Origin of the sequence: Castellaniella sp., assembly GCF_041677825.1 — a bacterium.
In the GTDB taxonomy this organism is placed as follows: Bacteria; Pseudomonadota; Gammaproteobacteria; order Burkholderiales; family Burkholderiaceae_B; genus Castellaniella.
Map to the genome: position 1 here is coordinate 31,625 of NZ_JBAYPG010000003.1, position 13,321 is coordinate 44,945.

A 13,321-nucleotide genomic window follows, 5' to 3' on the forward strand; every position below is an offset into this window, starting at 1 on the left:
CAAAAGCGCAACATGCCCTGCAAAGATCATGGTATGATGTCGCCTCTTAAGCGGCTGTAGCTCAGTTGGATAGAGTACTTGGCTACGAACCAAGGGGTCGTGGGTTCGAATCCTGCCAGCCGCGCCAGAATTTACTAGTGTTATCAGCTAGTTAGAACCGCCTAGGGCTCCAATCCCTAGGCGGTTTTTCTTTGCCTGCGTGACTTTTGCGTGACTTCGCCGGCGATGGCATGGAGCCGGGCGTGGCGCATGATGGCCATCAGATCGATGAGCGGCGCCACGCGCATGGGCTCGCATTTGGCGGTAAGATTTCAATGACCATGAATTTTTTGTGGTTATTGAAACCACTGGAGACAACAATGATGCAGGATGCAGATTTGGGGCGAGGACTCGTCCTGTTCTTCCGTTTGGCCATGGGTTGGACATTTCTATACGCGGCCAGCCACCAGATATTCGATCCAGGCTGGAGCGTCGCGGGCTTTCTGTCCCATACCAGAACGTTCAACGGCATTTATGCCGTCTTCGCGGCGCCGCCCCTGGCGGCTGTGGTCAGTTTTCTGGTGGGATACGGCCATTTGCTGATTGGCCTGTCGCTCATCCTGGGGCTGCTCACACGGGTCAGTGCCGCATTTGGCGTGTTGCTGATGATCCTGTACTGGACTGCGCATATGGACTGGCCGTACATCGGCGACACGAACAATTTCATCCTGGACTATCACATCGTGTACGCGGGCGTGTTGCTGCTGCTGATCCAGACCAGGGCCGGCCAGACATTTGGTCTGGATCGCTGGCTGGCAAAGCAGCCACTGGCCCAGTCATGCCCACAGATCAGGGCACTGATCGGCTGAACCGGACCCGCTGGGCAGGCCACGCAATCAGCGCGGCCATCGCCCCCGATGCCTGTGGCGCAAGCCTGCACACGATCGAAGACAGGGGCCTCCATGTTGATTCCTGGCCAGAGAGCAGTACAATCAAGCCAAATTCAACAAAAAGCTCAAGCATAAAATTTCACGAGACAAGAGGCCTCAGGCAGCCCCGCCCCATCCCATGCAGATATCGACACGCCTTTCCCAGCTATCCCAGGAACAGATCGTATTTGGGGCGGCCGTCCTGCTGTCGGTGATCTTCCTGTTCACCGTACCCGGCTTCGATACCATCGGCAATTTCTCGCAGATCCTCGAGCGGGTCACCGTGGTCGGCATCCTGGCGCTGGGGGCGTCCATCGTGGTGATCGGCGGGGGGCTCGATCTGTCCCAGGTGGCTTCGGCGATGGCCGGCAGCGGTCTGGCCGTGCTGCTGATGAACACCGGCTGGCCCATCTCGACCTCACTGCTGGTGGGTCTGCTGGTCTGCGTGGCCATCGGCGTCATCAACGGCTACATCATCGCCTACATCGAAATACCGGCGTTCTTCGCGACCCTGGCCACCAACCTGGTGATCTTCGGGGTCGCACGGGTCCTGCTGTTCAAATCCACCTTCCGTCTCTACCTGGATGACGCCGTGGCGGACTCCCCGTTTTTTGTATTCCTGAGCGCGCGCGTATTTGCCATCCCGGTGTCCACCCTGCTGTTCATTGCACTGGTGCTCATTCTGTATCTGCTGCTGCGCCACACCACGGTAGGTCGCACGCTGTATGCCATTGGCGACAACAGCCGCACGGCGCGCGAAAATGGCGTACCGGTGCGCCTGTACACCATATTCAAATATACGTTCTGCGCCATCTTTGGCTATATCGCCGGAATCGTCTTTCTATCCACCATTCACAACATCGATGCGGGCGTCATGATAGGCACCATGATCTTCGATGTGATCCTGATCGTCGTGCTGGGCGGGGTCAGCCTGGTGGGTGGACGCGGCACGCCCTTTTCGGTGCTGCTGGGCGCGATCCTGATCGGCCTGCTGCTCAACGGCATGACGCTGCTCGATCTCAACAACGACCTGCAGGATGTGGCCAGGGGGCTGGTGCTTCTTGCGGCCATCGTGATCGACAACCGGCTTCATCCACGCAATGAAGAAACCGCCAGAAAAGGAGAATGAACCATCGCCCCCCTGACGTACATGCCATCGGCATGGCAAGCAGAAGCCCCGGCAACACAGGGCCAGCAGGATTTCAACTGAAACAAGAGAGGACACAACAATGCGGTACATACTAGCCAGTCTGATTGCCATTCTGGGATGCTCGGCATCCATCCCGGCCAGCGCCCAGCTCAAGGATGCCCCTCATGAGCAATGGGCCAAGGATGTCGAGGGCAAATCCGTCGTATACATACCGGTGAGCCTGTCACTGCCGCTCATGAACATCTGGAAGGATGAGCTGGAAATCCGGGCCAAAGAAGCCAACATCGAGTTCACCACGCTGGACCCGAATCTGGATGTACAGAAACAGAACCAGATGATCGCCTCGCTCATCCCCAAGAAACCCGATGTCATCATCGTGCACAATCCGGACCGGCAGGCCCTGGCCCGGATCCTGAAGCAGGCCAACAAGGCCGGCATCTACGTGATCCAGATCAACATGGGCTCGACGTATGCCAGCGATGCCTTCATCGGGGTGGATGCCTACAACCTGGGGTCCAAGATGGGCAAGGCGGCCGCAGAAGTGTGTCTCGCACCCGATGCGCCATCGAAGAATCTCGCCATCGTCACCGGTTCACTGGTTTCGCAGTTCAGCATCGACCAGATGAACGGCATGCTGTCCGAAATCGAGAAGCACCCGGAACTGAACGTGGTCACCAAGCAGGTGGTCAACTGGGATCCGAAAACGGACTTCGACAAAGTATCCACCATCGTCGATGCCCACAAGGATCTGTGCGCCATTCTCGATGAGTACGACGGCGAGGCCATTGGCGCAGCCCGTGCACTCGAGCGGGCCGGGCTGACGGGCAAGACAAAATTGATCTCTGCCGGTGCCGGGGGCGAATTTGCCTGCAAGTATGCAGAAAACGGGCAAATCTACAAGAATTTCAGCTACCAGGCAAAAGAGCAGGCGATCCAGTTCATGACCATCGCCCAGTACCTGATGCAAAGCGGCCTGAAGCCCGGTTCGGTCACTACCACCATCTACACGCCCAGTATCGAGATCTCCAAAGACACGCTGAAGGACGCCGGCTGTCAGTAGCCAAGAGGGGGCACCAGCCCACCAGGCACCCACTCCCGGAAGGCCAGTGAACCTGGCCATTTTCCTGAATCAGCGCCCAGGTGAACATCGCAGCCACTGACACCCGGGCGTTGCACGACTTGCCGGCTTTCAATGTCCAATACGAACACAAGCACCCGATCCTTGCCGCACGCCCTGCTCCGGCTCCGCTACCGCTGGTCGGCCCGCCAGATCTTCGCCGACCTGTTCAAGAAATCATGGCTGGGCCCGGCCATCCCGTTTCTGACGCTGGTCGTGATCTTCTGGCTGGCTGTGACGCTGATCCCGACCTATCTGTCAGCCTTCAACCTGGACTACATCTCGCGTCTGGCGGTCAGTTTTCTGTTCGTGGTCATGGCCATCAGCCTGAGCCTGAGTTCGGGTGGCATCGACCTGAGCGTGGGCTCGATTTTCGCGCTCTGCAATTTCACCGCCTTGCTGTGTGCCAACGTCCTGCAAATGGACGTCTTCACGATTTTCCCCATCACCCTGCTGGTCGGCCTGCTGCTGGGCGCGATCAACGGGTTTTTCGTCGGCATTCTGCGCACCCGGGCCCTGTTGACCACCATCGTCACGCTGATCATCTACCGGGGGGTCTACAACCTGCTGACTTCGGCCTACGCGACCGATATTGCCTCGTCCCAGCCCGATGATGACAGCGTCTGGGAGTGGCTGGGCAACGGCACGGTCGGCTTCATCCCGCCCAGCGTGATCGTGTTGATCGTCTTTGCCATCATCGCGCACATCCTGCTGAGCCGCTCGCCGGTCGGTACCCATCTGTTCGCCGTAGGGGCGAGCAGGCGTTCGGCACGCAATGCCGGCATCAACGTAGAGCGGGTACTTTTTCTCACCTACTGCGTATCCGGCATGCTGTGCGCCATTGCCGGCACGCTCAACGCGGCCCTGCTGAATGATGCCGGCTCTTCGGTGGGCATGGGTCTCGAACTGCAGACCTTCGCCGCCGCCATGATCGGCGGGATCAGTTTCAGCGGCGGCGGGGGTTCCGTGGGCCGGGCCCTGATCGGTGGCGGCATCATTTTCCTCATCACCAACACGCTGGCGCAGCTGGGCCTCTCGAGCGGGGTGGCGGCGACCATCAACGGGCTGATCCTGCTCGTGGCGGTGGGCATCGACACGAAGTGGTCCAAGCACACGCAAAATGCCGTACAGAAAAGCTACATCAACCCCACTTTCCTCGATTATGGCCCCTTGCCGGACACCCGTCCGGGGGCTGGCAATCCCTTTGCGATGAACGATCGCCTCAGTGGCGCACAGGCGATTGGCCGCGGGCAGATCGAAGGGCCCGAAGACATCATCCTCGATCGCCAGGGCCGGCTGTATGCGGTCGATCGGCGTGGTCTGGTGTTCCGCTTCAGCGGCCCCGATTTCGAGCACCAGGAGATCTTCGCAAAAACGGGCGGCAGGCCCCTGGGCATGGCCTTCGACCGCCACGACAATCTGGTGGTGTGCGTCTCGGGCATGGGGCTGTACAGCATTTCGCCCGACCGGCAGGTAAGCAAGCTGACCAACAAGACCAACCGGGGCCCCACCATCATCGACGACACGATGCTCAGGCTGACCGATGACGTCGATATCGGGCCGGATGGCAAGATCTATTTCAGCGAAGGCTCGACGCGCTTCGAGTTGCAGCAGTGGGCGGTGGACGGGCTCGAGGGCCGCGGCACCGGGCGTCTGATCTGCTACGACCCGGCCACACAGAAAACGAAGACGCTGCTGCGCGACCTGGTGTTCTGCAACGGCATCTGCGTCACGCATGACAACACGGCTGTGATCTTCGCCGAGACATTCGCCATGCGCATCTCCAGGTACTGGCTCAGCGGCCCCAGAAAAGGCACCCGGGAGGTTCTGCTGGCCAATCTGCCGGGTGGCGTGGACAACATCAACCGCGCATCCGACGGCGGCTATTGGATTGCACTGGTGGCCATGCGCACGACGGCCTATGACATCGCCATGCAGGAGCCCGGTTTCAGGATCCGGATGATCAAACGCCTGCCACAGGACGAATGGCTGATCCCCTGCATGAACAACGGCTGCGTCGTGAAGCTCGATGCCGAATTCAGGCCCCGGGAATCCTACTGGGATCCCAGCGGGCTGGCCCATCCCACGGTCACCTCGATGCGCGAAGACCGTGGCTACCTGTATCTGGGGGGCCTGGACAACGACCGTATCGGCCGCATCCGGCTCGAGGGCGCCGACCCCGCCTGGATCTCGAGCGAGTCCTATTGGGGCAAGACCCATGCATCCTGATCCCAGGCCCATGAATCACGAACCCATTTTCCGAGACGGAGCCACGGCATGTCCCGCGTAATGGACTACATTCATTCCCTGTTCGACGGCGACAGCTCCAGGGCAATTCCACCGCTCGATGGCGTATTGGCCCCCAACAACCGGCTCGACGACTGGGTGCCGCTGGTCGAAGGCCTCGCGCAGCCCACGGATCTGGCCGTACTGCACGGCCAGAACCAATTCGTGTACAACGATGGCGACGTGCTGTACCTGCACCATGAGGTCGGGGCCACACGGGTCCAGCGCTTCGCTGCGGCCATCAACGCACTTGCAACGCTGCCCGATGGTCACGTGGTCATCGGCCTGGCCAACGGCGAACTGCTCAAGGCTACCCTTGATTCCGGCCCGACCCCTGGCCTGTCGGTCCAGGCGCGTGTGTGCCAGCCTGAGCTCTGCGGCCTGACGGCAATAACGGCTGCCCCGGATGGCAAGGGCGTGTACTTCACCATCGGAAGTACAGAACATGCCACTGCCGACTGGGTCAGGGACCTGTTCGACAAAGGCGTCTCCGGTTCACTGGGTTATTGGGGCTTCGATGACCAGGTCACCACGCTGCACAGTGGGCTGGCCTACCCCTCCGGGGTGGCTGCCAGTCCCGACGGCACGACCCTGCTGGTCACTGAAAGCTGGAACCACCGGGTATTGAAATTCAGGGGCCATGCACAACCGCAGGCATCGGCCATGGCGACGGTGCTCAACAACCTGCCGGGCTACCCGGGGCGCATCAGGGCACGCGCGGATGGCGGATACTGGCTGTCCATATTTGCACTCAGGACACAGCTGGTCGAGTTCGTGCTCGGCGAAGACCGCTACCGTACGCGCATGCTGGCCGAATGCGCGCCGGAATTATGGATCCGCCCGGCCCTGTCGTCCGGGAAGTCCAACCTCGAGCCCCTGCAATATGGCAACATGAAAGCCCTGGGCATTGAAAAACCATGGGCCCCGGCGCGTTCCTACGGGCTGTTGACACAGCTCGACGGGCAGGGCCAGATCACGGACTCGATGCATTGCCGCGCAGGCGGCATACGCCACGGCCTGTCCAGTGCCGACACCCTGTGCAACGGGCGCACGGTGGTCCTGTCCGTGGGCGCCGGATGCATCCTGATCTCACCCGAAAACAGCCCCGCGAAGGCGGAGACCTGAACCATGACCCAAGATGATCTCGATCATGATGCAGCCGTCCGGCTGGTGGCCGCAACCAAGTATTACGGCCGGGTGCCCGCCATCAAGGATGTGAATTTCACGATCCGCAATGGCGAAATCCATGCGCTGGTGGGTGAGAACGGTGCCGGCAAGTCCACTCTCACGAAAGCCATTGCCGGCACGGTACAGCTGAGCAGCGGCCAGCTGTTCGTGAATGGCAAAGAATGCCATTTCCAGTCCCCTGCACAGGCCTTTGCCGAAGGCATCGCCATGGTCTACCAGGAAGACAGCCTGATCCCCACGCTCACTGTGGCCCAGAACCTGCGCCTGGGCATCGAGACCCCGCTGTGCAAGCTGCGCACCATCAACCGGGACGCCCAGGAACTGATGAATTCGATGAATTTCAATGTGGATCCTCTCGAATACTGCAGCGCCATCGGCACGGCCAAACGGCAGATGGTCGAGATTGCCCGCGCCGTGTACCGTCAGGCCCGCATCCTGATCTTCGATGAGCCCACGGCCACGCTCACGCCTGAAGAAACCCAGCACCTGTTTCGCCTGCTGTTCGAGCTGCGTGAAAAGAATTTCGCCATCGTCTTCATCTCGCACGCGCTCGAAGAGGCGCTCGAACTCGCCGATCGGATCACGGTCATGCGCGACGGTGAAATCGTGGCCTCCGATCAGGCCGCGGCATTCGATCGCGATACCCTGGTGCGTCATATGGTGGGGCGTGACATCTCGGCAACGCCTCAGGCCGACCGGACCCGGTCGGAAGCAATCTACAAGACGGCCCCCGTCCTCAGGGTGCAGAACATCATCGCAGGCTCGAAAGTCAGGAACATGTCGTTCTCGGCCTATAAAGGTGAAATCCTGGGCATCGCCGGCCTGGTGGGCTCGGGGCGCACAGAACTGATGGAAGTCGTGGCCGGCATCCGCAAGCGCAACTTCTTCAAGGGGGGCATGATTTACCTGAACGGCAAATCCATACGCTACCGTGTGCCCACCCAGGCGGTACGGGACGGCATCGCCTATGTCACCGAAGACCGCAAGGTGGCCGGCTTCTACGAAACCATGAATATCGGCGAAAACATCTACATGGGCTGGCTTCGTTCCGGCATTGCACGCTGGAAACTGATATACAGAAAGGCACACGAAAAAGAGTTGGCGGCCCAGTGGATCGACAAGATGAAGATCAGGAGCATCGATGGCAACAGCAAGGTGATCGAGCTCTCGGGTGGCAACCAGCAGAAGGTCACGCTGGCGAAAAGTCTGGTGCAGGATCCACAGATCGTGATCCTCGACGAACCCACGCGCGGCGTGGATGTAGGCGCGATTGCCGAGATCCACGCACTGATCCGCTCATTGGCCGCTGACGGCAAGGCCGTGATCGTCGTCTCATCGTACCTGCCCGAGATCCTCTCGATCTCGGACCGCATCCTGGTCGCCCGCAGTGGGCAGATCGTCGCCGAAATGGATCCGGCTGTCGCGACCCCGGAAGAAGTCATGTACGTGGCCGTACATTAGTGTGCTGTTTGGCTGATTCGAATTCAAGTGCACAAACCAACCAAACAGCACACTGGTCATTTTTCGAACACCCGCAGAAAATCACTGACCTTCTGGTTGCGCAGCAGCGACTTCTCGACTTCCTTGCGACGCTGAGCCACCACGGCCCCGACGATGGCATTGCACAAGGTGAACGCCGCAGTAAAAGAGTCGAATGGCGAAAGGCTGTTCAGATCGACGAACAGGCAGGTTTCGGCGCGCTGGGCCACCGGCGAGTTCTTGCCGTCTGTGATGCAGACCACTTTCGCACCAATTTCCTTGAAGTATTTGGCTACCTGTATGGTGTTGTGCGCATAGCGCCGAATCGAAATCACGAACAGGACATCATCGGCCCCGACCTTGGCCAGTTCATCACCCAGGGTACCGTCATCGCCCGCCAGCAGCACGGTACTGGGCACACAGGCACTCAGGTTGGCATGCAGGTACTGAGCCACCGGAGCGCTGTTTCGGGCACCCATCACATACAGGGTACGATCGCCCAGATGCAGAATGGTCTGGATGATCTTCTGAAAATCGGCGATCCGGTTGCTTTTGTAGGTTCTTGCCAGATTGCTGGCATCGGTGGCGAATGTGCCTTTCAGGATCGCCGCCGCTGACGGGACCTCAGGCCCGGTCAGGTGCACGCGGGCAAGGGGCGACGAAAGCCTGGCGGAGACATCGGAACGTGCCTCGTCCTGCAACTGCGCATAGGATTGATAGCCCAGTTTGTCGAAGAACCGGATCACGGTGGCCGTGCTGACCCCGACCTTCTCGGCAATGATGCGTGCCGGGCCCAGTACGCCATGCGGATAGGACCCTTTTACATAGTCCAGGATACGCGCATCGGCACTGGTCAGCTTTCTGCTGTAGTTGTCAATTCGGGCAAACAGGTTCATCTGCGTGCATGCTCTGATTATGGCCATGCGGGGATCGCTGTCGACCCATTCAGCGGACGGGCTGGAACGCAGCCGCACCCTGCGCCAGGAAGCGCCGCAGGTTTTCAGCCCAGTGCCGCGCGGCACGGCGCGCAAAATCTGCGTGCTCACCTGCGACATGTGGGGTGATCAACAGGTTGGGTGCGCCCCAGAGCGGGCCCTCGGGTGGATAGGGTTCGGTTTCGGTTACATCCAGTACGGCCCCGGCGATATCCGCACGCTGCAAAGCCTGCGCAAGGGCGGCTTCGTCGACGATACCACCGCGTGACAGATTGATGAGATACCCGCCTGGTTTCATGGCGGCCAGTTCGGGTGCCCCGATCAGGTACCGGGTCTCGGCGGTGAGCGGCAGGCTGAGAATGACGTAATCCGCCTGGCCGAGCGCCATGTGCAACTGCCCGAAATCAAGCACTTGATCAACATGTGCGCAAGGTTTCGCTTGCCGGCGCAATGCCAGCACCCGCATGCCCAGCGTCGATAAATGCCTGGCGATCTGCTGACCGATGTTGCCCATGCCGATGATGAGTGCCGCAGTGGATGAAATGTCTGGTACCTTGTACCCCCGCCAGACCCTCTGCTGCGCCTGGCGATGGTAGGTCAGGGTGCGCCAGCGAAGACCCAGCACCTGGGCCAGCGCATATTCTGCCACGACATCGGCATTCAGGCCACGCATGGCCGTGAGCGCCACGCCCGGATGCCTGCGGGCGAACCCCTGCAGATGATCCAGCCCCGACGAGGTCGACTGCACCCACTGGATTTCAATGAATTTTTCCAGCACATCCAGGGGATACAGCCAGCCCACCGCGCAGGTGACCTCGCCGAAGGCCGCGTCGGTCAGCGGTTCGATCGCCTCGACAGCAACACGCTTTTCGGCCTCGGCCACGAACAGATCCGCATCCCGGGGCCGGTACACCCAGACCTTGCGCGCCTGCCCGCCATGTGTGACGGACAGGATGACGCCGTTCTCGGCCTGCCGGGCGGCGCCGCTTTCAGGTTCAGGCATCGTGAAACGGCACGCTGTCGATCATGGGCGCATAGTGGCCCTGATCGATCTGCTCGCGGGCATGGCGGGCGATATCCTCGAGCGTGGCAAACCATACCCCACCCTTGGACTTCATGTAGTCGAGCATTTCATCCACCGCCATCAGCCGGGCCAGGCGCCCCGACACGAACGGATGCCAGACCGCCACCCACATGCCACCGTGCGCCCAGGCGGCATCGAATTCGGAAATGAAGACCTCCATGGCGGCCCGGGGCGACTTGATGGGCATGCGGTAACCCAGTTCGGAGTTGTTGGTGTACTGTGGCCAGTCATCACGCGACCAGTCGGTCGGCAGTTCCACGAGCGTGCGGCCGCTGCCCTTGTCGGCGAGCAGGTACGGGTTGTCGTCACTCATCAGAGACGAGTCATACAGCAGGCCGGCATCGAGCAGATACCCGAGCGTGTGCTTTGAAAAACGATAGCTCGGCGCACGGAACCCCACGGGTTTGCGCCCGGTCACCGTGCTGATGGCATCCACGCTTTTTTCGAACCAGTATTTTTCGATTTCCGGCTTCAGCGTGTTGGGCTTTTCATGGTAGTAGCCGTGCAGGGCCACTTCATGCCCCTCGGCCACGATCTCGCGCACGATGCCGGCATAGCGCTCGGCCGTCCAGCCCGGTATGAAAAAAGTCTGCTTGATGTCGTGCTTCTGATAGAGCTTGAGGATTCTCGGCACGGCGACCTGGTCATAGCGCAGCCACGATGCGGTACCAATCATGGTGGATGCCCGGTCGGCATGGTCCGAATACAGGATACTGTCGGAATCCATGTCGAAGGTGATCGCAACCGCGCAACGGGCCCCATTGGGCCAGGTAATCGGGTTAGCCAGCATGTCGTACGTTCTCCTTAGCCCGCCGCGGCGGCTTGTACAGGTGTCTTGGTGATGTCGTAAATGGTTCGCATGTGAACCCGCGTAATGGTCTCGAGCTGGTCGACATCCAGCCATTCTTCGCTGAAGGCCATGGTGGAAGGATCAGGGCCATAGACCGCAGCCGGCACCCCCAGGTAGCGCCAGAGCCGGGCGTCGGTGCACCCCAGGCCGACGGCCAGGGCCGGTGTCTGGCCTGTTTCTGCTGCGACCGCCGCTGACATGGCCTGAAACAACGGCCCGGTCGAATCGCTCTGGTTGGGTTCGCCAGAGTTCACATAGCCGATTTCGCCATCATGCGCCTGCACCAGCGCACGCAAGGGGACGAGCACGTCATCCACGCATTGGCCCACCGGAATCCGGAAATCCAGCGAGATGGTGCAGTCCGTGGGTTTCATGTTGACCTTGTCCCCCCCCTGGATCATGCCCAGGCTGAGCGAGATGTCATTCACGAAGGAGTGCCCCTTGGGGGCCAGTACATCCTGCCCGATGCTGCCCGACGTGTTGCGGGCTTCCGGCCAGCGTTCACGCAGGGCGGCGATGAAGGCCCCTGCCGTATCGATGGGCGAGGGCTTTGCCGAAGGATAGGCACCATGCCCACCCGGCCCGGCAAAAGTCACTTCAACCCAGCAAAACCCACGCTCGCCGTAGCGCACGACGCTGGCCGATGAAGGCTCCGTGCTCAGGAGATAGTCGCCCGCCAGGGAAGGAAAGAACTCGAGCAGGGCCCGGCTGCCATAGGGGCCGAAGGTTTCTTCATCGGAGACCAGGCACAGGGTGATCTCGCCGCACAGGGATTCTGTGCGCGTGGAGAAATGCTTCATGATGGTCATGAAAGCCGCTGCACCACTTTTCATGTCAACGGCACCGCGCCCCACGATCCTCGACAGTGGGCCGGCCTGATCCTGCCCCGCCGGGCGGCCGGCCGATGTGGATCGGCCACCCGGAAAGACATCCAGGTGCGCGTTCAGGATGACCCTGGGACCGGGCCTGGCCCCCACCACCCGTGCCACCAGATTCAGCTTTTCACGCTGAGGGTCCTTGGTGAGCTCGATATAGGGAATGCCGTTCTGCTGCAGATAGCCGATCGCCACGTTCATGGGACGGGTGACGTCTCCGGGGGGATTCGGGGACTCGGCCGACACCAGCGCCTGGGCCAGATGGGCCAGTTCCTGGACATCAAATTGATAGGGATCCATGTTTTCAACCTTGTGTTTCAAGCGTGTCGTTCAGCCCTGAAAAGCTTCGACTTCGGTCATATAACGTATGGCGATCGGATTGACCCGCCGCCCACCCATGAAATTGCCACGCGCCGAGCAGGCCACGAGGTGATCGGCCGTGGGCCGGCGGCGCTGCTCGTAGCGCTGGAAGGCCACCACGGGATTCAGGGTCTCGGTGAAGGCCGCCTGCAGGGCCGCGGCGTCGATCAGGGTCTGCGTGGCCCCCTGGGCCAGATCCGGCATGACGGCATGCGCCGCGTCGCCCATCAGGGTCACGCGGCCATGGGTCCAGCGAAACGGAATGCCACCGAAGTCCTGCAGGTGGTTTTCAAGAATCACCCCTTTCGAGGTCGAGGCCACGAGCTCGGGCAATTCTGCCAGCTTCCAGCGCGACACGGTGTCGATGAACTCATCCAGGGTGCGGGCACCGTTGATCGAACCGAACCAGTAGGCCTTGCCCTTGCCGATGGGCATCACAGAGACGAAACCATCCTCGTCATACGAGCCGGTTTGCGCATCGCGCGCAAAAGACGTCTCGGTCAGATCGAAGATCGCGCGGCAACGGAACGCATGGTATTCGTTTTCACGCAAGGAGACGTCGCCGATGAGCGACGTACGCACCCGGGAATGCACACCGTCGGCCCCGATCACGGCATCGGCTTCGAGCGTCTTGTCATCGCTGGTCATGCAATAGACCTTGTCGCCTTCCTGCCGGATACTGGTGATCTCGGTATTGAAGCGGATGTTTTCATAACCCACGGCGTCTGCCAGCATGAGGTTCAGCGCCCGCCGATGCAGGCCTGTGGCATACGCGCCATAGCGATCGCCCCAGTCCGAAGTGTCTATCGTGCGCAGCAGCACCCCGGCGCTGCTGTAGTTGATGTATTTCATCAGGCGCACGGAAATATCATCGTATTCCCTCTTCAGCCCCAGCGCACCCAGGGCGCGCCCGCCATTGGGCCAGATGTTCAGGCCGGCGCCGGCGGTACGGATGGCATCGGCGCGCTCCAGCACCGTGACGTCGATCCCCAGTTTCAACAAGCCCGCAGCAGCCGAGAGCCCCCCGATGCCACCGCCTACGATGATGATCTTCATTTTTTCCTCTCTCAAAAATACGATGTTGTACAG

At 60.7% G+C, this 13,321-nt stretch carries 11 protein-coding genes and 1 tRNA gene; 7 read left to right on the plus strand and 5 right to left on the minus strand.

Annotated features, from left to right (window positions below; genetic code table 11):
* The first annotated feature begins 50 nt into the window (after positions 1–50).
* The 7 genes from WCY17_RS02105 (at position 51) to WCY17_RS02135 (ending at position 8,110) form a co-directional block, all read left to right on the plus strand.
* Positions 51–127: transfer RNA gene (locus tag WCY17_RS02105), tRNA-Arg, on the plus strand.
* A 235-nt stretch (positions 128–362) separates the two neighbouring features.
* Positions 363–848, plus strand: a complete 486-nt coding sequence (locus tag WCY17_RS02110; RefSeq protein WP_372700614.1) for a DoxX family membrane protein — start codon at positions 363–365, stop codon at positions 846–848.
* A gap of 199 nt (positions 849–1,047) precedes the next feature.
* Positions 1,048–2,037: an ABC transporter permease gene (locus WCY17_RS02115; protein WP_372700518.1), complete on the plus strand. Its 990-nt coding sequence runs from the start codon at positions 1,048–1,050 to the stop codon at positions 2,035–2,037.
* Between the two features lie 100 nt (positions 2,038–2,137).
* Entirely contained in the window at positions 2,138–3,118 is a 981-nt protein-coding gene (locus WCY17_RS02120) for a sugar ABC transporter substrate-binding protein (RefSeq protein WP_372700519.1), read from the plus strand.
* A 132-nt stretch (positions 3,119–3,250) separates the two neighbouring features.
* Complete coding sequence (locus WCY17_RS02125; RefSeq protein ID WP_372700520.1) at positions 3,251–5,404, plus strand: ABC transporter permease; 2,154 nt, start codon at positions 3,251–3,253, stop codon at positions 5,402–5,404.
* 48 nt (positions 5,405–5,452) lie between these two features.
* Positions 5,453–6,586, plus strand: coding sequence for an SMP-30/gluconolactonase/LRE family protein (locus WCY17_RS02130; RefSeq protein WP_372700521.1), 1,134 nt, complete (start codon positions 5,453–5,455; stop codon positions 6,584–6,586).
* A 3-nt stretch (positions 6,587–6,589) separates the two neighbouring features.
* Positions 6,590–8,110: a sugar ABC transporter ATP-binding protein gene (locus WCY17_RS02135; RefSeq protein WP_372700522.1), complete on the plus strand. Its 1,521-nt coding sequence runs from the start codon at positions 6,590–6,592 to the stop codon at positions 8,108–8,110.
* Positions 8,111–8,166: 56 nt separating this feature from the next.
* On the opposite strand, the gene WCY17_RS02140 is transcribed toward WCY17_RS02135, so the two are convergent.
* From WCY17_RS02140 to WCY17_RS02160, 5 genes are read right to left on the minus strand one after another with little or no spacing between them, the layout of a single operon-like run.
* Entirely contained in the window at positions 8,167–9,051 is an 885-nt protein-coding gene (locus WCY17_RS02140; protein WP_372700523.1) for a MurR/RpiR family transcriptional regulator, read from the minus strand.
* 22 nt (positions 9,052–9,073) lie between these two features.
* Positions 9,074–10,066, minus strand: a complete 993-nt coding sequence (locus tag WCY17_RS02145) for a D-2-hydroxyacid dehydrogenase (protein WP_372700524.1) — start codon at positions 10,064–10,066, stop codon at positions 9,074–9,076.
* A complete protein-coding gene (locus WCY17_RS02150) occupies positions 10,059–10,937 on the minus strand; it encodes a polysaccharide deacetylase (RefSeq protein ID WP_372700525.1) in 879 nt (292 codons plus the stop codon). Before WCY17_RS02150 ends, WCY17_RS02145 begins: the two co-directional genes overlap by 8 nt.
* 14 nt (positions 10,938–10,951) lie before the next feature.
* Positions 10,952–12,172, minus strand: coding sequence for a M20/M25/M40 family metallo-hydrolase (locus tag WCY17_RS02155; protein ID WP_372700526.1), 1,221 nt, complete (start codon positions 12,170–12,172; stop codon positions 10,952–10,954).
* Positions 12,173–12,202: 30 nt separating this feature from the next.
* A complete protein-coding gene (locus WCY17_RS02160; RefSeq protein WP_372700527.1) occupies positions 12,203–13,288 on the minus strand; it encodes an FAD-dependent oxidoreductase in 1,086 nt (361 codons plus the stop codon).
* Positions 13,289–13,321: the final 33 nt, after the last annotated feature.